Source organism: Paenibacillus sp. BAC0078 (genome assembly GCF_054483875.1).
In genome coordinates, this window is the sequence record NZ_JBTLRW010000015.1 from 134,717 (window position 1) to 154,507 (window position 19,791).

A 19,791-nucleotide genomic window follows, 5' to 3' on the forward strand; every position below is an offset into this window, starting at 1 on the left:
TAACCCTAGCCGAAATGGCGCTTGGACATCCAGAGCACGCCGCTCTTCAGCAGCCGGGGAACCCGCCCCATGACAGACCGGCGGCCCATCAGGCCAAAGCCGGCATGTTTGCCGAGGGAGCCGAGAGTTCCTTTCAGCTTGATTTTGTGCAGCTTGGGCGTCTCGTTGCGCCACAACGCTTGAATAATATTCGCCACCTGTTCACCCTGCGCTCCCGCAGCTTGCGCACTTGGCGCAAAAGGCAGGCTGGCGCAGTCGCCAATGACGTAAACCTCCGGATAATCCGTCACATTGTAATATTGGCCCACAATAATCCGTCCGCCCCGGTCCTTCGGGAGCTCAAGCTGCTGCACCACCTTTACCGGCTGGATGCCTCCGGTCCATACCGTCACATCCGCAGGGATAGCCTGGGTGCCATTGAAGATGGCATCCTTTTCGACGTGGGATACGGAGATTTGTCCCAGCGTTTCGACATGGTGCACTTTGAACCAGTCCTCTACATACTGAGACAGCTTCGCCGGAAAAGAGGACAGCACCCGCTCCCCCCGGTCCAGAATGGAGATATTCAGATCCGGGCGGCTCTCCCGCAGCTCGGCGGCGATTTCCACTCCACTTAATCCTCCACCTACAATATTGACACTTCCGTACGGCTTCACATCGTTCAGCCGGCGGTACGTTTCGCGTGTTCCCGAGAAGCTCTGGATGCTGCAGGTATGCTCCTCTGCGCCCGGAATATTATGATAGTTATCGGTGCACCCCAGGGCAATCGCCAGGATATCATAGGATACCAGCTCCCCGGTCTCCAGAAATACCAGCCGGCTCTCCAGATCAATGGAGCCAATTTCACCGTAACGCACAGTCAGCCGGGGATGAACCGGGAACTGGATACGCAGATGATAGTCGGTAACCGTACCTGCTGCAAGCGCATAATATTCCGTCTTTATCCCCTGGTAAGGCATCCGGTCAATTAAAACAATCTCTACATCATGGGGAAGATGACTGCCCAGCAATTCCTGAATGAGGGCAAGTCCGCCGTAGCCGCCGCCCAGAACTAGTAATGTTCGCATGATATTTTCCTTTCGAATGAGGACATTAGTAATGGCATTGCAGCAGTTACCGGATGGACACCGGCTTGCAGTTTACAGTTATTCGTATACTTTGATTTCGTTATAAAATGTATCCCGTTCAACCGGAATCCGTCCTGCGCCCTTCACGAGCCAGATCAGCTCCTCGCGTGTCAATCCTTCTGGAGTTAACGCTCCGGCAGCATGGCTAATGCGTTCCTTCAGAATCGTTCCATGCACATCGGAGGCTCCGAAGCTGAGGGCAACCTGGGTCAATTGTGCGCCAATATTAATGAAGTAAGCCTTAATATGGTCGAAGTTATCCAGCATTAACCGGCTGACCGCAATCGTCTTGAGATCCTCATATGCGGAGTTGCGGCGCATGATTCCGGCATTTTTATTCTTCGGCTGCATCGACAGCGGGATAAATACCATGAAGCCGTTCGTTTCGTCCTGCAGATCACGGATTTGCAGCATATGGCGCACACGGTCCTCACGGGATTCGATAGAGCCGTACAGCATAGTGGTATGTGTTTTCATCCCGAGCTTGTGCGCTGTCCGGTGGACCTCCAGATACTCTTCGACATTAGCTTTGTCCACGCGCATTTTTTTGCGGTATTGATCGGATAGAATCTCGGCTCCGCCCCCGGTAAGCGTCTGCAGGCCTGCTGCCCGCAGCTCCTCCAGTACTTCACGGATGCTTAGTCCGCTGATGCGGGTGAAAAAGTCGATTTCAGCCGCAGTGTACGCCTTCAAGGTAACCTGCGGGAACGCTTCGTTCAAGGCTTTTAGCGAATCAACGTAGTATTGGAAGGGAACCTTATCATTATGGCCGCCGACGATATGGAATTCACGTACCCCGGGATGGATATGCTGCTCGACATATTGCACCATTTCCTGACCGGAAAGGGTATATGCGCCCTCTTCTCCGTCATCCTTGCGGAAATTGCAGAATGCGCAGCGGGATTCGCAAACATTGGTGAAATACAGGCTCATATTTTCGATAAAATATACCTTATTCCCGTTCTTACGCTGATTGACCTCGTTCGCGAGCTGACCGATTGTCAGCAAATCGTTGCTTTCATATAAATAAACGCCATCTTCCAAATTCAATCGTTCACCGCCGCGAACCTTCTCAATAATGCTCGCCATTCTGGCGTCTGTGTGGGGTGTTATAAGGGTAGACATATGATTTCCTCATTTCTGGAATAAACTCAAAGAGCTGCCGTCCATTACAAAATGCTGCGTTGACAGCTTCCTGCGTGACAATTTTCCGAATTTTGTGCTTATCGCTGTTCCTATTATAAACCTCTCACAAGGGGTGAGCAACCGCTGAAAAGAGATGGAATAAGCAGCAGATTCACGCTTTGCATCGATGCAGTTTGGACTTGAGGGCAGGTGAATAGTGGAGTATACTTAATTTTATACAAGTGGAAACGGCTACGCCGTTCTTGATAAGAAGCCTAAGCTTCCGAAGCAGCGATACTCCGTATCGCTTTCAGGTATCCGTTTCAGCGAGAAATATAAGGATAATTTATAGGGTGAAACATATAAATTCTTATATTTTAAAAAAATTACTTTTTGGCCGGATGGTCATATGATACAGAATATTCTTTTTTAGGAGGCAAAAGACCATGATATCAATCAGTGAAACAGCGGCAGATCAACTCAAGGCTATGCTGGCTGAGCAGGAAGTACCGAACATGTTCCTTCGCCTTGGCGTAACAGAGGGCGGCTGCAGCGGCTTCTCCTACGCTATGGGCTTCGACGACAACGAAAGCGATCAGGACGTATACATGGAAGTTCAAGGCATGAAGGTAGTCGTAAGCAAAGACGATATCCGTTATCTCAACGGCCTCGAAATCGACTTCGAGGAATCCGGCATGACCGGAGGCTTCACCATTAATAATCCGAACGCTACTGCTACATGCGGCTGTGGTTCGAGCTTCCGTACGAAGGACGATGCAGGCAAGCCTGCGGCTGAGCCTTGCTAATTGCTTTGTATCAACGTTTGATCTGACCGGGGGCAACGGCGATAGAGGCTGATGCGCTATCCCGCACGGACACTGGCTTTTGAAGGAGCTTCGGCTGATGAGGAAACTTCGAACGCTGGAGTTAAGTGGAATTTCTCCCACTAATCTAAGATTATCGACTGTTGGCTTATCATTAGGTGGAAAAAGTCCATCTATTTTAGCCCGAATAGCCGATATGCAGCAAAGCTTCACAGGATAAGTGGAGAAAATCCCACTAATTCCTGCTCCGGGAGCAGATTTTGGCTTATTAAGTGGAGAAATTCCATCTATGTAATAGCATCTAGTTCTTTCCTATTATATAGGGCGATAGATAAGGATCTTTCAGGGATAACCTGAAGGGTCCTTTTTTCTGGTGGTTTCCAGTATTTAGTGAGGCTGATATACTGATATGAAGTGGCAGGGTTGAATTGAAGTCCCTAAGAGGTGAACAAGGTGAACGATGAGATTCAAGTAAGATTGGCGACTGAAGCGGATGCCGAAGCTCTGGCCAATCTGAATTATGAATTCAACGGAGTTCTGATGAGGACAGATGAGGTAAAAGAAAGTTTGGCTTCATCTACAGAGCTTGTTGCATTAGGAGTAAGGGGAGGATTCCCGGTAGGTTTTGCTTGCGCACAGTATTTCAAATCATTTTGTTATGGCGAAGGGTATGGCGAGATCACTGAAATGTATGTGCGGGAGAAAGCACGAAGACGCGGTGGCGCAACTTTATTAGTAGCTTTTCTGGAGGCGGAGCTACGGGCCAGAGGTGTTCTGAACGTTAAAATACTGACCGGATCAAGGAATGATCCTGCTATCCAAACCTATGAGAAGAATGGCTATAGCAGAGATGAGGAAATGGTGTTGTTGAAAAAACTATAGCTTGTTAGCGTGCTATGAAGTTATGAATCCGAAGGTAACAGGAGGAACCCATGAAAACCCTATACCGGCCTGTCGGTCTTGCGGAAATGAAGCTGATACTTGATCTGAAGCTCGGCGGCTTTCCGCCAAGATTACCGGAGCAGCCCATCTTTTACCCGGTGCTAAATAAACCGTATGCGGATCAAATCGCAAGAGAATGGAACACCAAAGATTCATTTTCCGGTTATGTTGGATTTGTGACGGAATTTGATGTTTCTAGTCCTTACATAGATCAATTTGCAGAACAAGTAGTTGGCGCCAGCCATCACAAGGAATTGTGGATACCCGCAGAGGAAATGGATGAATTCAATCATCATCTGGTCGGCCCTATACGAGTTGTTGATGTTTACTATGGTACCGGTTATGTAGGGCTAACCCCGGAGGCGCCTGTTTTTGAAGGCCTTGATACAATGGAGCAATTCTTAATTTGGAAAAACATCCTTGAATTCAATGCTATGGATTTCTATGCTGAGATTAAGGAGCATTGGCAGCATATTTTCGTGAATTATCCCTATTGGTGCGGGGCGGATTTTAGCTTGGCAGGATTGACTGAGGCGGAGAGAAACGGAGTGCTTTTAACGATGAAAGAATATTGGAATGAGCATTTTCCCGGGTTTACTTTGTTTGGACAGTAAGACATGAGAAACGGATAAGAAGGGGGCTAGCAATTGCTTATTTTCAAAGATTTTCACAGGTTGATTCTGAATTTCTATTTAGATCCCTCTGAAGAGGCGATGATCTTGAACTGTTTTACGGATAAGGATCATTTTTTGCTGTTTCCGAGGTACGGGCTTGATCGTTATGGCTATGATCCAGAAACAGTCAATTTCATAAAGGAACGGACGGAATATATCGAAAGTAACTTCGTGTATTGGTATTCTCCGCGGAACCTTGAAGAACTGAAGGGAATCATAACCGATGAAGGAGTTTGTTATGACTGCCGGGTTGCATCGAAAGTAAATAATGAGGTGAAATTCCGTTTTAAATTAGAAAAATTTGAGCATTACGGGTATCCAGAAGAGGCAGAGACAACGGCGTTGATTATTAATGAGGAAGAGGAAGGGGATTATATCAGGAATATCGCACCTTTGATCAGAAAGGCTGCGGGAAAATTCTATCAGGAGGAACCACGATGAATAACCAAAAAGCAAATTTGTTAAAATGTCTACCAAGTGAATACAAAGACCTCACCGCCGAAGAGATCGTTGATTCGATATGCAGTAATATTTATGAGCCAGATAATGTGGCTGCTAGAGAGGCTGTGCTGGAATCGCCGGGATTTCTGCGGGATATTTTGCTGCTGATAGATTTGGACACCGAATTAACGATGAATGGCATTCTGGGCTTTCTTGAGAATTCATCCGGGAGATATTTGGCGGAAACGATAGAGGCCTTGAAGCATATAGGCGCAGCCGAAGATGCCAGAATACTGGAGCATATCAAGCAGCAGCTTGAAGCAAACCGTCCTCAGCGGCAAAAGACCCCTACCCTACATGAAATCAGCAGTTTTCAAGATCGGTACATACTAAATGCAGAAGTGCTGGATGGAATACTGAGAGAGGCTGATGGGCTGTATTTGAACACACCTGACCGCAATATTTTTGATAATCTGATCCATTATCTTTCGCAGAATAGGCATCTACTGGATGAAGAGCTTGGGCAATATAGCAAATAATCAGCAAAAATGCAGAAGATGGAGTGAGCATCTATGGAAATGCAAGAAATAAAAAAAGACTTGTTCTCAATGCCGGAAGAGTACATGCTGGCTCACTGTATTTCGGCCGATGCCAAAATGGGGGCGGGGATTGCTGTGCAATTCCGGAAAAGATTCAAGCTGTCCTCACTTCAGGATGCAGCAAGCAGGAATGAGCTGGTTGTAGGAAAATGTTATAAGGTCGGCCGCGTGTTCAACTTGATTACCAAGCCGAAATATTGGCAGAAGCCTACCTACGAGACTTTGACGTTAGCCCTGAGATCAATGAAAGACATCTGTATCCAGGAGTCGATTACTCACATCGCCATGCCTGAAATTGGTTGCGGCTTAGATAAATTGCAGTGGGGAAAGGTTAGAGAGATCATCGTCGCAGAGTTTAACGATACTGATGTGAACGTTGTTGTATGCAGGCTATAGCTATCCTGGGGGAGGGATTCGCAATGAGGTTCGCTGCAGTTGTGCTGGATTTGGATGGAACGCTGCTTAACTCAGATAAAAAGATTTCAGAACGGAATTACAAAAGCGTTATCGCCTGTCATGAAGAAGGAATGCAGCTTATCTTTGCCACTGCGCGTCCGCCCAGAGCCGTGAACGCTTTTCTGCCTAAGGAATTATTAACGTTAGGTTCCTTTGTGTATTACAACGGAGCTATGATCGTATGCAATCATCTGGGGATTAACGTTCATGAGCCTATCCATAGAAGCATTGCGGCAGCAGTTCTTGAGCATTGCATCAGCGTTCATTCGGATCTTGAGCTTGGGATTGAAGTTCAGGATGAATGGTTCAGTCTAAAGGAAGTTGATTATGCCACGGTTATGAATGTGAAAGGGACTCCGGTTGTGAAATCTCTGGAAGAGCTTAAGGGATATGATGCCACAAAAATTCTGATCACAGGGAACATTGACGTAGAAGCGCTTCGCAAAAAATTCCCTACCGAGCTCAATATTCTGGTTACTGATAACGGGCAGCTCATACAGATCATGTCTAGCAAGGCTTCCAAAGAATTGGCAGTATTGAGTCTGCTTGCTAAGTTGGGAGTCTCCAAAGAGGAAACAGTGGTTTTTGGAGATGATCACAATGATATCGGGCTGTTCAATGTTTGCGGATGGTCTTTTGCTATGGGAAACGCTATACAGGAATTAAAGACCATCGCCAGCGAGGTTACGGAAACGAACGATAATGACGGTGTAGCTGTAGGATTGGAAAGGATAAGAAGGCAGAATGAGTAAGAAAGAGGGGAGAACCTTGCAAATAACAACAGAACGGCTAATCATCCGTGAATTTACCGTTGAGGATATGGAAGCTGTGCATGTATATGCCTCTGACCCTCTGGTGGCAAAATATATGATTTGGGGACCGAACTCGGTAGAGGACACGAGGGGCTATATCAACCTGACCTTGGAAATGCAACGGCAAATTCCCCGGCGAGATTTCGAATTTGCCGTCGTTTTGAAACAGACCCATCAGCTAATCGGCGGGTGTGGCATTCACGTTAGCGAACCGAGGCAAGGGGAGATCGGCTATTGCTTCAACCCGCTGTTTTGGAGACAGGGATATACTTCTGAAGCCGCTGCCGCTGTGCTTGATTTCGGATTTCAAGAGCTATATCTTCATCGAATATATGCGACCTGCCGGCCAGAGAATATTGGCTCAGCTAAAGTCATGCAGAAGCTTGGTATGGCTTACGAGGGACATTTGCGGGAGCACATGTGGCATAAGGGGAAGTGGCATGACTCCTACCAGTATTCGATTTTGAAGCAGGAATATAAAAGGGAGACATGAAGAGCTATATACTGGAACACTCTGACCGGATGCCATATTTTACTGATATATATATGAAAGAATATCAGCGGATCAAGCTGTCCATCTGCACAAGCCATCGGCGCGCTTTTTCATAGATTATATTAGTACTGTTCAGAGAATCCGACATCATCCGCACTTGTCCTTGCCCTGGCGGTTGCTGTCGATTGCCGTAAAGTGGGCTTGTCAGATTCTGCGGCAACCCCGTGTTTCCATATGCGATGTACCAGGACATAAGGCTCTGCTGCCATATGCCCTTTTTTGCCGTTCGCTCCCGCTTACACGGACAATCATACAGGAGGGCGTGACCTTTTCTGAGTAATGTATAGGGTAGGCTGGGAATGAGAAAGGAGAGGGAGGAAGATGGCAGGAAGACAACTGGCCAGCAAGTGGCTGAAAACTCAGGCGCTGCTTAGTGATCCACGGGTTGCCGGTTACATTCCAAGAACGATGGAATATAGTGCTGCTGGATTATTAACGATGCTGGGGAGATACAGTAATGTAGTAATTAAGCCTGTTGTGGGCGGCGGCGGCTACGGGGTGATCAAAGTATTCCGGGATAAGCGCGGGTATGGCTTCACGTATATGCACAGCACACGGGTTTTTCGTGACTTCTCATCCATGAGACATGCCTTGGACAGATTCAAGGTCAAACGGAAATATTTAATCCAACAGGGCATTTCTCTGGCCCGGATTTCCGGGCGCCCGCTGGATTACCGGGTCAAAGTGGCGAAGAACGGGGATCACTGGGTATTTCGTGCGATGGTGGGAAGGCTGGCAAGACCGGGACTGTTCGTCACCAACCTGTGCAAGGGAGGGACGATGCTGAGCTGCCGGGAAGGGCTGAGAAAATCTTTGCCGAAGGTGAGTACGTCAGCTAAAAAGGCAGAGATGCGGCGGCTGACCTTAATCTGCATAGAAGTGATGGAGCGGCATTTTCCGGGAGTTGGAGAGCTTGGCTTTGATTACGCTGTAGATCATAGAGGGAAAATCTGGATTTTAGAAGTGAATACAAGACCAAAGTAATTAAATAATTTTTAAGAATTGACGATAAATATAGTAATGAGATAGAATTGCGATTAGTGTGTGAATTGTAAGGGAATGTATGGAAGGAATTCCACGTAATTATGAACATTTTAAAAAAAATATCGCCGCAAATGATAGGGCCTGGCTCCTGTGCATAACTGTTATCCCCATATTCCACTGTGCAGTTAATGACTCCAGAGGCTTTACTAACATATTATGCACAGGATCTCCACAGTTGGCTGTGGATAATGAGAACGCTTGTTCGAAAAATGATAGTTTGCTATGATAGATTCAGATCCAAATAAAGGAAAGGTAGGTGAACGTTATGGTTGAATTGTCGGATGAGATGCTCTTGGACTCTTACCATAGAGCAATAGAGCTGCAATTAGAGCATGATTTCATCGCTCTGCTGCTCGCTGAAATTCGCAAACGGAACTTACACTCTCCAGTACATGCGGTTCTTCATTAAGGCTCAGAGATTACCTTTCAGCAGCACATTCATTCAAACCGCACGCGGCACAAAATAGGGTATCTTTTCAAGTTGAGTGCAATCAGCCTGAAAGGATACCCTTTTATTGTACACAAGTATGGGTGAAAAAAAGCCTAAAGCTTGAGGTTGCTGCTATGTCCCGGGGACAGCTTTGCCTCAGGATCAATGTATACCTTGGCATTATTCACAGCGGTAGGAGCTTCTCCGAATCCAACGGCGATTAGCTTCAGCTTGCCCGGATAGGTTGTAATATCCCCGGCAGCGAAGATTCCTGGAATGCTTGTCTCCATACGGGAGTCAACCACGATCGAGTTGCTCTCGATATCAATACCCCATTCGGCAATCGGCCCAAGGGAGGACACGAAACCAAAATTGACAATTACGCTGTCTACTTCAATTTCCTGTGTCTCTTTGGTTTTGATATTGGATAGGGTGACCTTGGTGATGAACTCTTCGCCATGCAGCTCGGTGATCTCCGAAGGGGTAATTACGTTTACCTTGGAGGCCATCAGATTCTCTACGCTGTGCTCATGTGCCCGGAATTTATCGCGGCGGTGAATCAGAGTTACCTGCTCGGCGATTGGCTCCAGCATTAGCGCCCAGTCAACTGCGGAGTCGCCGCCGCCGCTGATCAGCACCTTTTTGCCTTTGAATGCGTTCAAATCACTTACGAAATAATGCAGGTTCGCTTTCTCAAAACGCGCTGCTTCCGGAAGCTCCAGACGGCGCGGTTCAAAGGCGCCTACGCCTGCAGTAATGATTACCGCTCTGCTGTGATATTCCGCCTTATCGGTGGTGACGATGAAATGGCGTTCGTCCTGCTTGGTAAGCGAGACGACCTTCTCTTCCAGCCGGATATCGGACTGAAACATTTCCATCTGCCGGGAAAGGTTATTTACCAGCTCTTGAGCGGTTACTTTTGGAAAACCGGCCACGTCGTAAATATATTTTTCAGGATAAAGAGCAGCAAGCTGCCCTCCCAATTGGGGCATACTTTCAATAAGGGTTACCGATGCCTGACGCATCCCGCCATAAAAAGCGGCAAACATACCGGCTGGGCCCCCGCCTATGATTAGAAGATCGCTCATAGGAACGGATTGCTCTAGTGTCACGTAATATTACACCTCCGAGTTGATAGTTTCAAATTGCCATACTAGTTTACTTCCTCATTATAAACATTGTGGGACCGACCTGCAAAGGCTTGATTTGCCCCGAAAGTTATGACTTTTTGTTGTATGATTATATTTGATTAAAACGATACTAAGGTTTACAATGGATATGGTTATTTTAGAAATCCTTTAAGTTTTATTGGAAATTCTTCTGAATTTAAGTGTATAAATTCACAAAAGAACCTGAATTTTTTGACAAAAAATAACACATAGACAGATTCACCTGTTGGAAGGAGCCGGAACATGAGCAGTATTCCCAAAATCGTCATTCTAGGCGCGGGATATGGAGGTATTTTGACCGCGCAGCGGCTGCAGAAAGCTTTGAACTATAATGAAGCGGATGTGACACTCGTAAACCGCCATGAGTATCATTATTTTACAACCCATCTTCATATGCCTGCTGCGGGAACGGATAGCATTGAGCATTCGCGCGTATCTATTTCTAAATTAATTGATGAATTCAAAATTGATCTCGTAAAATCTTCCGTACAGGAAATTCGCACCCAGCAGAAAAAAGTCATTCTGGAAGATGGCACGCTTTCCTATGACTATCTCGTAATCGCCCTTGGCGGCGAGCCGGAAACGTTCGGAATTCCGGGACTCGACAAATATGCGCTCACGATCCGCAGCATAAATTCTGTGCGCCTGATCCGTGAGCATATTGAATATCAATTTGCCAAATACAAAAATGAGAATAATGCACAAGAGCATATTAATTTCGTTGTGGGTGGCGCAGGCTTCAGCGGCATTGAATTTGTGGCCGAGCTGGCCGACCGCATCCCGGCTCTGTGCAAAGAATATGATGTTGATCCAAGCATGGTTAATGTCTACAATGTGGAGGCCGCACCTACAGCGCTGCCGGGATTTGCCCCGGAGCTGGTGGAGCATGCGATGACTGTGCTCACGAAGAAGGGCGTAACCTTCAAGATCGGCGTAGCGATCAAGGAATGTCTGCCGGGCGGTGTTATCCTCGCAACAGGCGAAGAGATCAAAGCCTCTACCATCGTCTGGACTGGCGGAATCCGCGGCAACCGTCTGATCGAAGCCGCTGGCTTTGAAGCGATGCGCGGACGCGTGAAGGTGGACGAGTACCTGCGTGCGCCGGGACATGAGAATATCTTTATTATCGGCGACGGCTCCCTGATGATTAATCCCGAAGGACGCCCTTATCCGCCGACAGCGCAAATTGCTATGCAGCAGGGCGAGTGCTGTGCGCATAATCTTGTGGCGGCAATCCGCAGCCAGCAGCCGAAGAAGTTCGCCTTCAGCAACAAGGGAACTGTAGCTTCGCTTGGCAAAGGTCAGGGCATCGCCGTGGTTGGCGATAAGAAATACAAGGGCTGGACAGCGGCGCAGCTGAAGAAGGTCGTGGATATGCGTTATTTGTTCATTATCGGCGGCATTCCGCTGGTGCTCAAAAAAGGAAGATTCCTCTAAGATGCGCCACTGCAGCGTGCAAGTACGCGGACTGCTGACGCGTGAAGAGCTGGACAGATATAATGGTCTGATTGAGGTAGGGTCTTATCTGGAGGATCAGAGCCGCTACGACCTTGCTTACAATGTGCAGAAGGAAATCGACATTCTCATTCTCCCGGCGATTGAACGCCTGAAGGATAAGAGCCGGGCCCGTGACCGCGCGACGGCGGAATATCTGGAGAGCTTGCGGGATGAGGATGCAGACAGCGAAGAGGACAACGAATAAGACGGTGGACAAGCTCCGTCATTTTGGCTTCATAATCAAAGGGTGTGTCTCCGCGAAGGAGACACACCCTTTTTGCAGGCTGGAGCATTATGCGTTTATTTGAGGCAATCTTACAGCTTCAGCATTTCCTCAAATGTTTCGGGAGTCAGAAGGTTGCCGACATAGAATGGGCCAAATTCGCCGTAGCGGGCGCTTACTTCGTCAAAACGCATTTCGTATACGAGCTTCTTGAACTGCAGCGCATCTTCGGCGAATAGGGTCACGCCCCATTCAAAGTCATCGAAGCCGACGGAGCCGGTGATGATTTGCTTCACTTTTCCGGCATACCCGCGTCCGATTAACCCGTGCGAATTCATCAGCTCGCGGCGTTTCTCCATATCCAGCATGTACCAGTTGTCGGCAAGCTCGCGTTTCTTGTTCATCGGGTAGAAGCAAATATGCTTCGCTTGCGGCAGAACAGGCTTCAAACGGGCGGCGACATGCGGATTCAGCATAGGATCGCTGCCATCGGTGTTTCCTCCTGCGGCGTAGTTGCTGAGCTCAACAATACTGACATAAGAGAAGGACTTGGTGGTATATTGGGCAAAGGCGATTTTGTTGAAGGCAGTCTCAAGGGCATTCAGTGCTTCAAGGCTTTCCCGCAGAAACATCATCACGAAATCAGCCTTCTGGCCGACAATGGAATACACTGTGGAGCTTCCTTCCTTGGCCTCCTCCACCGGTCCCCATTCCTGCATAAAGGCATGCAGCTCTTCCAGGGCAACGGCGCGTTCTTCATCATCGGCTGCCGTCCAGGCCGTCCAGTTCAGAGAGCGGAAGTCATGCAGGGCATACCAGCCTTCCAGCGTCAACGCGGCTTCGTTCATGTTCTCACTCCTCGTAAAGTTCCAAATGATCTATTTGCATTGTAGCGCATGCGGGAGGCCAAGAGCAAACTCTGACGCTTTATTTTGCAGCAGTTGGCTTTTGCAGGACGATAATGTTCATTGCTTCGTTACATTTTTTCTAGTAAACTTACAATTACATAAGGTTCGCTGTGCGGTTCTTTATAGAGAGAGGGGATGGCGGTAAGATGGGATTTATTCCTGTGTTTGTACTGGCCGTTTTGTTCTTTGTTATGATGTTTGGCATTGGCTTTATTCTTAACATGTTAATGAAGACCACCTGGTTCCCCGCCTATCTGTTCGTGATTGTGATTCTGCCTGTGGTTGTATATTCCATCTGGGATCAAAGCACAATGACTCTCTGGCAGCATCTTTCAACCTTTCATGTGGTGGACTATCTCACCGGAATTGCCGGACTTGCCGGCGCGGTGCTCAGCGGCTGGACGATTCAGAAGCTACGGCTGGGCGGCTACAAAATGTTCTAAGTGAAGCGTTGCAACACACACCCACAAAACGGCTGCTGCCCTTGTTAGAGGCTGGCGAGGCCGTTTTTCTACATTTTGATAGGATATATTTGGACTTTTTTTTACATTTCCGGCCGGGTGTTTTGTGATAGAATAGAAATCTATACGGATTCGTGTAGAAAAAGAGGGAGGTAATCCGCAGATGCGCATGAGTCACCTGCATCATTTCACCGAACATCATCGGTACTGCGTTTCCCGCGAATTCGGTCTAAGCAGTGTGGATGGACGTATGCTGAGCTCGGTGTATCAGCCGATGGTCGGCGCTTTTGCCGTCAGCCTGTACCGGCTGTTGTTCGAGCATATTCCGGCTGAAGCTATCGGCTACTCCCCGGTGGAGCAGCAGCGCCGGCTGTTCATGACACTGGGCGTAGAGCCGAATGAGAAAGGCCGCAAATATTTGGTGGACCAGGCTTCCCGGCTGGAAGCGGTGGGGCTTCTGCAGACCTGCCGTATCTATGTCGCGGAAACCGATGATTATATGTACGAATACGAGCTGCTGCCGCCACTGTCGCCGGCTGATTTTTTTGCAACCCAGCATTTGACGCTGCTGCTGCGGGACAAGATTGGCAAATTCGCCGTGTTGTCGCTGCGCGAGCAGTTCTGGAACCGGGAACCGGAGGAATGGAGCCGCCGGTCCATCGGCAAAGAGAATATTTCCCTGCCCTTTTACGATATTTTTCAACTCAATACGCATGTGATAGATTATGAGCTGGAGCAGGCGCTGGCCGAGGTGGCTTCGGTCCGGCAGCCCGGCATGCGTGAAACCGGTGAACCGGCCATCGGCTACAGCGACATCATTTTGCGGTTCCCGCGTGAGTCCGTTAACCGGGTTCATGTCGAGAAGCTGCGCTTTGACCATACCCAGATGGGGATGATCAATTATGTGGCCCACAAATACGAGCTCAGTCCCCAGGATCTGTCCCGCCTGCTGGATGAGGACGGGGTGTTCACGCCGGATGGCGAGGTGATCCTGGATGCGCTGCAGTACAAGGCGAGCCAGCATTTCCGCCAGGATCTGAAGCGCCAGGAGAAGCGGGAAATCGCTGCAGCCAAGGTAATCTCCCTGCGCTCGGCATCCGCTGAGGAAGGCGATGATTCGATTGCTCCGCCGGAGCAATCGGTCGAGATGGAGTATTATGTGGAGGTTCCTCCGCAATTTTTATCCAAATGTGACATACACCAATATAATATGATGCTGCGCAACGAGCCTTATACACGGCTGCTGCAGACATTCTTTCCTGGTTCAGTACCAACCCAATTGATGGATACCTTCGAGAAGATTGACCTCAATTACAAGCTGAGCGGAGAGGTCATCAACGTGCTGATCCATTATGTGATGACCATGGTGGCTTCGGGCGGAGATCAACGGATGAACCGTAATTTCGTTGAGGCTATCGCCAGCAATATGCTGGTGAAGCAGGTGAATACTTACGAGAAAGCTGTGCGTTATATCCGTGACCAGACCAAGGTCAAGGGAAAGGGGATGGCAGCGGGGGCTGCCGGTTCGACCGGGACCCGTCAGCGTACCTACACCAAGGGCGGAGGCCGGTCCGTCAAGCCGGAGATTCCGATTGTGCTGGATGACGGCAGCGCCGGAACCGTATCGGATGAGGAGTTCGCGGCGGCGATGAAGAAGGCGGCTGAAATCAAGGCCAGCAAGAAAAAGGGCGTATCCAAGACGCCGTAAAGAAAGCGAGGTGCGGCTATGGAGTCTATGGGTGAAGTGCTGCGTTCGATGAATAATTCCGCGCTGCGCCAGCGTTCCCGCGATCTTGAGCAGAACCTGCTGAACCACCCTTTGGTGAAGCAGCTTCAGGCGGAGCATCCCGAGCTGGACGAGTCGCGGCTGAAGCTGCACTTAAGCCGTCTGTATCAATATGTGGAAGAGAGCCGCCACTGCGCGAGCTGTCCGGGTCTTGAGAATTGCCCGAATGACTTCCCGGGACATTACAGCAAGCTTACTGTAGAGACGGTGAACGGTACGGTGGATCTATATGAACGCAAGACCGCCTGCAAGCTTAAGGTCGCCCAAGATAATCAGGACAGCATCCGCAAGCGCATCCGCAGCTTCTATGTGGATGAACGCGTGCTGAACGGCGGCTATGACGAGATAGATATTATGGGCAAGGACCCGCGACGGGTGTCTGCCGTGAACCAAATATTTGATTATATTGCCGAAGCCAAGGAAGAGGGTCTGACTGCGCGGGGGATCTATCTGCATGGCAGCTTTGGAACGGGCAAAACCTTCCTGATGTGCTATCTGCTCCACGAGCTGGCGGTAGCCGGACACAGCGGCGTAATTGTGTACATGCCGGATTTCATTGAGGATCTTAAGTCGATCATGATGGACGCCCAGAAGCTGAAGGAAACCGTCGATACGCTGAAAAACTGTGATTTGCTGATTTTTGACGATATCGGTGCAGAGAATCTGAATCCGTGGGCCCGCGATCATGTGCTGGGAGCGATCCTCAACTACCGAATGAACCGCAAGCCAACCTTCTACACCTCCAACTATCCGCTGGACGGTCTGGAGAAGCATCTCAGCTTCACGAGCAAGGACGGCGAAGAGGTCTACAAGGGGAAGCGGCTGATGGACCGGATAGCCCCGTTTGTGGATGTCATTCCTTTGCATGGGGAGAATCAGCGGGGAACGGGCAGATAGCTTAGCGGGACTGAGAAACAGCAAAATCCGGTGTCTTCCTTACGGAAGCGCCGGATTTTGTGCATGAATAAGAGGGAATGCGCTGAAACAGATACCGCTGCATTTTAAGGACATCAAGAAGTCTCTGCTTAAAGAAACATTAGGTCTGCATAGGGGGACCGTATCCTGCAGCATTAAGTGGAAAAAAGCCAACTAATTTTGCAGGATATACTTTGTCATCAGTGCTAATTGGAAAAACTCCCACTAATTCTCGCTTTACATCCTTTAGAGGTTAAATATAGCGGGAATAGGTGGAGAAATTCCACTTCGTGTTCCCTTCTGCCTGATTTTAGGGTGTATTAAGTGGAGAAATTCCCATTCCTGTACTTGCTGGATACGTTACTCAGACAGAAACTTAATGATGACCATTCCGAAGAAAACCACTGTCATAAACCCCGTCATTCCGAAAAAACCGGTCAATAAATCGCCCAGATCATTGCGGGGCTCCTCATTGACATGTTCTCTGGGGTCCCGTGCTTGCGCGTTGGCATCCATCTTTTTTCCTCCTTGCAGTTGCATGACTGCAATTAGTGGGTTACAGTTAGATGTGTGAGAGAAGTCATTGACAATTAATGCGCTTTCCTCAAGTATACGAAGTCCGTGGAACGTTGTAAAGAAGAGAGTACTGCTGAAGTATTAGATTTTATACAATTAAATTTTATGAAACTTCACCCATTATCAATATTAATATGTTATACTGTGGATGTGTCGGTAAATGATAATCTGGTTATCATATTACATGAAACAATTTATCCCAATATAATTTCGGAGCAAATTCGCCACACTAAGCTTAACTGTTATAGAAGCGGATATGGCTTCGTACAACCTAAAGGAGGAACAATATCATGGCTATCGTGAACGTGTCTGACCAATCCTTCGGCAGCGAAGTGGAAGGTCAAGGGACTGTAGTAGTAGACTTCTGGGCACCTTGGTGCGGCCCTTGCAAAATGCTTGCCCCTATTCTGGAGGAATTGTCCACCGAACTGGGTGACGGAGTAAAAATTGCTAAATTGAATGTGGATGAGAATCCGGAAACAGCTTCCCGTTTTGGCGTAATGAGCATTCCTACGCTGATCTTCTTCAAAGACGGACAGCCGGTTGATAAAGTTGTGGGATTGAACTCCAAGGATTCCCTGAAGAATATCGTAGCAAAACACCAATAAAATGCTGTTGTCGTACCCGGGGCATCCGCCCCGCCGCCAAAGCGCCTTCGGATTAACCGGAGGCGCTTTGTGCGTCGGACAGGAGGATAGCAGGCGGATTTAGGAGTTGAACCTGTTGGACCTTTTCTTATAAACTTAGCTTATCAAGGTGTAGTATAGGTGGGGGAGAAATCATGGATCATATGGAGAATATCCGCAACAAGCTGGCGCTGCTGCCCGACCTGCCCGGGTGTTATCTGATGAAGAACGAAGAGGGCACTATTATTTACGTGGGCAAGGCCAAGGTACTGAAGAACCGGGTCCGCTCTTATTTTACTGGCAGTCATAATGGTAAAACCCAGCGGCTTGTCGCTAATATTGCCGATTTTGAATATATCGTTACGTCCAGCAACATGGAAGCGCTCATTCTGGAGTGCAACCTGATTAAGAAGCATATGCCGCGCTACAACGTGCTTTTGAAGGACGACAAGACGTTTCCATATTTGAAAATAACGAACGAAGCTCATCCGCGCTTGGAGGTTACGCGCCGGGTGCTTAAGGATAAAGCCAAATATTTCGGTCCGTATCCGAATGGTTACGCGGCCCAGCAGACCAAGAAGCTGCTCGACCGGATGTATCCGCTGCGTAAATGCGGCGTGATGCCCAAGGAGGTCTGCCTGTATTACCACATCGGCCAATGTCTGGCCCCCTGCGAGAAGGAAGTGCCGAAATCCGCATATGAGGAAATCACGCAGAGTATCTCCGGCTTCCTAGGAGGCGGGCATGAGGCGGTCAAGAAGGATCTGCAGCAAAAGATGCAGGAGGCCGCAGAGGAGCTGTACTTCGAGCGGGCCAAGGAGCTGCGCGATCAGATCATTCACATTGACGCCCTGATGGAGAAGCAGAAGATCAATACTACCGATACCAGAGACCGCGATGTGTTCGGCTATGCCGTGGATAAGGGCTGGATGTGTGTGCAGATTTTGTACATGCGGCAGGGGAAAATGATCCAGCGGCACTCCTCTGTGTTCCCTTTCTACGGAGAGGCCTACAGCGACTTCATCTCTTACGTGACGCAGTACTATAGCGACAATCCGGCACTGCCGCAGGAGATTCTGCTGCCGGATACGGTGCTTGAAGGAACCGATAAATCAGGCAAGCCGCAAATGGCAGTGGGCGGCAGTGCTGAGGGGTCCGGCGCTGAAGAGGCGGACGGCACTGCAGCAGAACTAGCTAGGGAGGCGGGTGAAGCTGTGGATCTGGCTGCGGTGGCAGGGGATGCTGCCGAGCTGGCAGGAGAGGCAGGCGAAGCTGCGGAGGCTGAGCCAGCCGCAGAAGGAACTGTTGATGCGGCCGGAGGCGCGGCTGCCCTGCAGGAATGGCTGGGCATCAAGGTGATTGTGCCGCAGCGCGGGCTGAAGAAGCAGATGGTCGGCATGGCCTGCCAGAACGGCCGGGTTGCGCTGGATGAGAAGTTCCGGCTCATCGAACGCGATGAGGAGCGCACCTCCGGCGCAGCAAGTAGCCTCGGCCAGAGCCTGGGGCTCCCTTCGCTCAGCCGGATCGAGGCTTTTGACAACTCGAACATTCAGGGGGCCAACCCGGTATCTGCGATGGTCGTCTTCATAGACGGCAAGCCCGCACGCAAGGAATACCGCAAATACAAGGTCCGCACCGTGCAGGGGCCGGATGATTATGAGACGATGCGCGAGGTTATCCGGCGGCGTTATGAACGGGTGCTGAAGGAAAATCTGCCGCAGCCCGATCTGATTGTAGTCGATGGCGGGAAGGGACAAATCTCCTCGGCCATTGATATTTTGCAGAATGAGCTGGGACTGTACATTCCGGTTTGCGGTCTGGTCAAGGATGACAAGCACAGAACCGCCCAGCTCCTGGTCGGTGATTCAGCCGAACTGGTGTCGCTCGCACGGGACAGTCAGGAATTCTATCTGCTGCAGCGCATTCAGGATGAGGTTCACCGTTTTGCGATTACGTTCCACCGCGAGCAGCGCGGCAAATCTATGGTGACCTCGAAGCTGGACTCCATTCCGGGCATTGGGGAGAAGCGCCGGAAGCTGCTGCTGAAGCATTTTGGATCGCTGAAGAAAATCAAAGAAGCCTCCATCGAGGATTTCCGTACGTTGTCAATCGGCGAGAAGCTGGCGGGTCAGATTCTTGAGGCGCTGAAGGACGAAGAGCCGTCATCATAAGCGAATTATTACCGGAAGTAAAAGCTGGCCTACGGCCGGCTTTTTTCTGTGCTAAATGCTGTTTGGAGAGTGGCGATCATTCGCATAGGCTGAGTTCATAGTAAGAATTAGAGCGGCTGAGTCGGCTAACTGTAATTTGTCCCACTAATTTAGCTTTTTGAGCAATAAAACAAGGAATAAGTGGAAAAAGTGAACCTAATAATAGTGCAGAGTCTGGATTCGGGTCTGTTTCGGGATAATTGAATAAATTAAGCGCATACATTCCACTTGAATTTTGAACAAGAGCGATATGCCGACAATCAGGTGGAGAAATTCAGACTGTTGGTAAAGTCCATTTTAAGCCGCAAAAATCATGTTGAAATCCAAACGGCGGTCGAAGTAGCGAAAGTTAACGTTTTTCATACACAAATAAAGAGCACGGGTCTCCTTCTG

General features: G+C 49.1%; 22 protein-coding genes. 17 read left to right on the plus strand and 5 right to left on the minus strand.

The genetic code is table 11. The annotated features are described in order from the left end of the window. Nucleotides 1-5 precede the first annotated feature (5 nt). Together ACX1DY_RS23455 and mqnE are read right to left on the minus strand one after the other, a co-directional pair. A complete protein-coding gene (locus ACX1DY_RS23455; RefSeq protein ID WP_458966610.1) occupies nt 6-1,067 on the minus strand; it encodes an NAD(P)/FAD-dependent oxidoreductase in 1,062 nt (353 codons plus the stop codon). Nucleotides 1,068-1,145: 78 nt separating this feature from the next. After that, complete coding sequence (gene mqnE, locus ACX1DY_RS23460) at nt 1,146-2,252, minus strand: aminofutalosine synthase MqnE (protein ID WP_458966611.1); 1,107 nt, start codon at nt 2,250-2,252, stop codon at nt 1,146-1,148. A 446-nt stretch (nt 2,253-2,698) separates the two neighbouring features. Between mqnE and ACX1DY_RS23465 the strand changes: the two genes are divergently transcribed. From ACX1DY_RS23465 to sda, 10 genes are all read left to right on the plus strand, one after another. Next, nucleotides 2,699-3,058 carry a HesB/IscA family protein gene (locus ACX1DY_RS23465; protein ID WP_458966612.1) on the plus strand — a complete coding sequence of 120 codons (360 nt, stop codon included), beginning with the start codon at nt 2,699-2,701 and terminating at the stop codon, nt 3,056-3,058. 471 nt (nt 3,059-3,529) lie between these two features. Next, nucleotides 3,530-3,958 (plus strand): GNAT family N-acetyltransferase, encoded by a 429-nt coding sequence (locus ACX1DY_RS23470; protein ID WP_458966613.1) that lies wholly within the window; start codon nt 3,530-3,532, stop codon nt 3,956-3,958. Nucleotides 3,959-4,044: 86 nt separating this feature from the next. After that, nucleotides 4,045-4,632 carry a hypothetical protein gene (locus tag ACX1DY_RS23475; protein WP_458966614.1) on the plus strand — a complete coding sequence of 196 codons (588 nt, stop codon included), beginning with the start codon at nt 4,045-4,047 and terminating at the stop codon, nt 4,630-4,632. 33 nt (nt 4,633-4,665) lie between these two features. Then, nucleotides 4,666-5,133 (plus strand): hypothetical protein, encoded by a 468-nt coding sequence (locus ACX1DY_RS23480; protein WP_458966615.1) that lies wholly within the window; start codon nt 4,666-4,668, stop codon nt 5,131-5,133. Continuing rightward, a complete protein-coding gene (locus tag ACX1DY_RS23485; protein ID WP_458966616.1) occupies nt 5,130-5,672 on the plus strand; it encodes a DMP19 family protein in 543 nt (180 codons plus the stop codon). Before ACX1DY_RS23480 ends, ACX1DY_RS23485 begins: the two co-directional genes overlap by 4 nt. A 33-nt stretch (nt 5,673-5,705) precedes the next feature. Beyond that, nucleotides 5,706-6,128, plus strand: coding sequence for a macro domain-containing protein (locus tag ACX1DY_RS23490; protein ID WP_458966617.1), 423 nt, complete (start codon nt 5,706-5,708; stop codon nt 6,126-6,128). A 23-nt stretch (nt 6,129-6,151) separates the two neighbouring features. Next, nucleotides 6,152-6,940 (plus strand): HAD family hydrolase, encoded by a 789-nt coding sequence (locus tag ACX1DY_RS23495; RefSeq protein WP_458966618.1) that lies wholly within the window; start codon nt 6,152-6,154, stop codon nt 6,938-6,940. Further along, entirely contained in the window at nt 6,933-7,493 is a 561-nt protein-coding gene (locus tag ACX1DY_RS23500) for a GNAT family N-acetyltransferase (protein WP_458966619.1), read from the plus strand. The genes ACX1DY_RS23495 and ACX1DY_RS23500 overlap by 8 nt, the downstream gene beginning before the upstream one ends. Nucleotides 7,494-7,874: 381 nt before the next feature. Beyond that, a complete protein-coding gene (locus tag ACX1DY_RS23505) occupies nt 7,875-8,537 on the plus strand; it encodes a YheC/YheD family protein (RefSeq protein ID WP_458966620.1) in 663 nt (220 codons plus the stop codon). Nucleotides 8,538-8,862: 325 nt separating this feature from the next. Beyond that, nucleotides 8,863-9,006 carry a sporulation histidine kinase inhibitor Sda gene (sda, locus tag ACX1DY_RS23510; protein ID WP_042217282.1) on the plus strand — a complete coding sequence of 48 codons (144 nt, stop codon included), beginning with the start codon at nt 8,863-8,865 and terminating at the stop codon, nt 9,004-9,006. A gap of 134 nt (nt 9,007-9,140) precedes the next feature. Here sda and ACX1DY_RS23515 read toward each other — a convergent pair whose 3' ends face one another. Then, entirely contained in the window at nt 9,141-10,115 is a 975-nt protein-coding gene (locus tag ACX1DY_RS23515) for an NAD(P)/FAD-dependent oxidoreductase (protein ID WP_458966636.1), read from the minus strand. Between the two features lie 324 nt (nt 10,116-10,439). Between ACX1DY_RS23515 and ACX1DY_RS23520 the strand changes: the two genes are divergently transcribed. After that, entirely contained in the window at nt 10,440-11,633 is a 1,194-nt protein-coding gene (locus ACX1DY_RS23520; protein ID WP_458966621.1) for an NAD(P)/FAD-dependent oxidoreductase, read from the plus strand. Nucleotide 11,634: 1 nt separating this feature from the next. Next, the gene (locus ACX1DY_RS23525) at nt 11,635-11,898 is read left to right on the plus strand and encodes a hypothetical protein (RefSeq protein WP_458966622.1); all 264 of its coding nucleotides are present in this window, start codon (nt 11,635-11,637) and stop codon (nt 11,896-11,898) included. A gap of 110 nt (nt 11,899-12,008) precedes the next feature. Here the strand turns inward: ACX1DY_RS23525 and hemQ are convergent, their stop codons facing one another. Further along, nucleotides 12,009-12,764, minus strand: coding sequence for a hydrogen peroxide-dependent heme synthase (gene hemQ / locus ACX1DY_RS23530; RefSeq protein WP_458966623.1), 756 nt, complete (start codon nt 12,762-12,764; stop codon nt 12,009-12,011). A gap of 206 nt (nt 12,765-12,970) precedes the next feature. Between hemQ and ACX1DY_RS23535 the strand changes: the two genes are divergently transcribed. From ACX1DY_RS23535 to dnaI, 3 genes are all read left to right on the plus strand, one after another. Then, nucleotides 12,971-13,267: a YuiB family protein gene (locus tag ACX1DY_RS23535; RefSeq protein WP_458966624.1), complete on the plus strand. Its 297-nt coding sequence runs from the start codon at nt 12,971-12,973 to the stop codon at nt 13,265-13,267. A 181-nt stretch (nt 13,268-13,448) separates the two neighbouring features. Beyond that, complete coding sequence (locus tag ACX1DY_RS23540) at nt 13,449-14,993, plus strand: replication initiation and membrane attachment family protein (RefSeq protein ID WP_458966625.1); 1,545 nt, start codon at nt 13,449-13,451, stop codon at nt 14,991-14,993. 18 nt (nt 14,994-15,011) lie between these two features. Next, nucleotides 15,012-15,968, plus strand: a complete 957-nt coding sequence (gene dnaI / locus ACX1DY_RS23545) for a primosomal protein DnaI (RefSeq protein WP_458966626.1) — start codon at nt 15,012-15,014, stop codon at nt 15,966-15,968. Nucleotides 15,969-16,346: 378 nt separating this feature from the next. On the opposite strand, the gene ACX1DY_RS23550 is transcribed toward dnaI, so the two are convergent. Beyond that, the gene (locus tag ACX1DY_RS23550) at nt 16,347-16,502 is read right to left on the minus strand and encodes a YqzM family protein (protein WP_458966627.1); all 156 of its coding nucleotides are present in this window, start codon (nt 16,500-16,502) and stop codon (nt 16,347-16,349) included. 350 nt (nt 16,503-16,852) lie between these two features. Between ACX1DY_RS23550 and trxA the strand changes: the two genes are divergently transcribed. Both trxA and uvrC read left to right on the plus strand, forming a co-directional pair. Next, a complete protein-coding gene (gene trxA / locus ACX1DY_RS23555; RefSeq protein WP_458966628.1) occupies nt 16,853-17,170 on the plus strand; it encodes a thioredoxin in 318 nt (105 codons plus the stop codon). A 173-nt stretch (nt 17,171-17,343) separates the two neighbouring features. Continuing rightward, a complete protein-coding gene (gene uvrC, locus ACX1DY_RS23560) occupies nt 17,344-19,359 on the plus strand; it encodes an excinuclease ABC subunit UvrC (RefSeq protein ID WP_458966629.1) in 2,016 nt (671 codons plus the stop codon). Nucleotides 19,360-19,791: the final 432 nt, after the last annotated feature.

Excerpts from the sequence above, each read along its gene's own strand:
- ACX1DY_RS23455 (WP_458966610.1), bottom strand. The coding sequence starts at position 1,067 with ATGCGAACATTACTAGTTCTGGGCGGCGGCTACGGCGGACTTGCCCTC.
- mqnE (WP_458966611.1), bottom strand. The coding sequence starts at position 2,252 with ATGTCTACCCTTATAACACCCCACACAGACGCCAGAATGGCGAGCATT.
- ACX1DY_RS23465 (WP_458966612.1), top strand. The coding sequence starts at position 2,699 with ATGATATCAATCAGTGAAACAGCGGCAGATCAACTCAAGGCTATGCTG.
- ACX1DY_RS23475 (WP_458966614.1), top strand. The coding sequence starts at position 4,045 with ATGAAGCTGATACTTGATCTGAAGCTCGGCGGCTTTCCGCCAAGATTA.
- ACX1DY_RS23485 (WP_458966616.1), top strand. The coding sequence starts at position 5,130 with ATGAATAACCAAAAAGCAAATTTGTTAAAATGTCTACCAAGTGAATAC.
- ACX1DY_RS23490 (WP_458966617.1), top strand. The coding sequence starts at position 5,706 with ATGGAAATGCAAGAAATAAAAAAAGACTTGTTCTCAATGCCGGAAGAG.
- ACX1DY_RS23495 (WP_458966618.1), top strand. The coding sequence starts at position 6,152 with ATGAGGTTCGCTGCAGTTGTGCTGGATTTGGATGGAACGCTGCTTAAC.
- ACX1DY_RS23500 (WP_458966619.1), top strand. The coding sequence starts at position 6,933 with ATGAGTAAGAAAGAGGGGAGAACCTTGCAAATAACAACAGAACGGCTA.
- ACX1DY_RS23505 (WP_458966620.1), top strand. The coding sequence starts at position 7,875 with ATGGCAGGAAGACAACTGGCCAGCAAGTGGCTGAAAACTCAGGCGCTG.
- sda (WP_042217282.1), top strand. The coding sequence starts at position 8,863 with ATGGTTGAATTGTCGGATGAGATGCTCTTGGACTCTTACCATAGAGCA.
- ACX1DY_RS23515 (WP_458966636.1), bottom strand. The coding sequence starts at position 10,115 with ATGAGCGATCTTCTAATCATAGGCGGGGGCCCAGCCGGTATGTTTGCC.
- ACX1DY_RS23520 (WP_458966621.1), top strand. The coding sequence starts at position 10,440 with ATGAGCAGTATTCCCAAAATCGTCATTCTAGGCGCGGGATATGGAGGT.
- ACX1DY_RS23525 (WP_458966622.1), top strand. The coding sequence starts at position 11,635 with ATGCGCCACTGCAGCGTGCAAGTACGCGGACTGCTGACGCGTGAAGAG.
- hemQ (WP_458966623.1), bottom strand. The coding sequence starts at position 12,764 with ATGAACGAAGCCGCGTTGACGCTGGAAGGCTGGTATGCCCTGCATGAC.
- ACX1DY_RS23535 (WP_458966624.1), top strand. The coding sequence starts at position 12,971 with ATGGGATTTATTCCTGTGTTTGTACTGGCCGTTTTGTTCTTTGTTATG.
- ACX1DY_RS23540 (WP_458966625.1), top strand. The coding sequence starts at position 13,449 with ATGCGCATGAGTCACCTGCATCATTTCACCGAACATCATCGGTACTGC.
- dnaI (WP_458966626.1), top strand. The coding sequence starts at position 15,012 with ATGGAGTCTATGGGTGAAGTGCTGCGTTCGATGAATAATTCCGCGCTG.
- ACX1DY_RS23550 (WP_458966627.1), bottom strand. The coding sequence starts at position 16,502 with ATGGATGCCAACGCGCAAGCACGGGACCCCAGAGAACATGTCAATGAG.
- trxA (WP_458966628.1), top strand. The coding sequence starts at position 16,853 with ATGGCTATCGTGAACGTGTCTGACCAATCCTTCGGCAGCGAAGTGGAA.
- uvrC (WP_458966629.1), top strand. The coding sequence starts at position 17,344 with ATGGATCATATGGAGAATATCCGCAACAAGCTGGCGCTGCTGCCCGAC.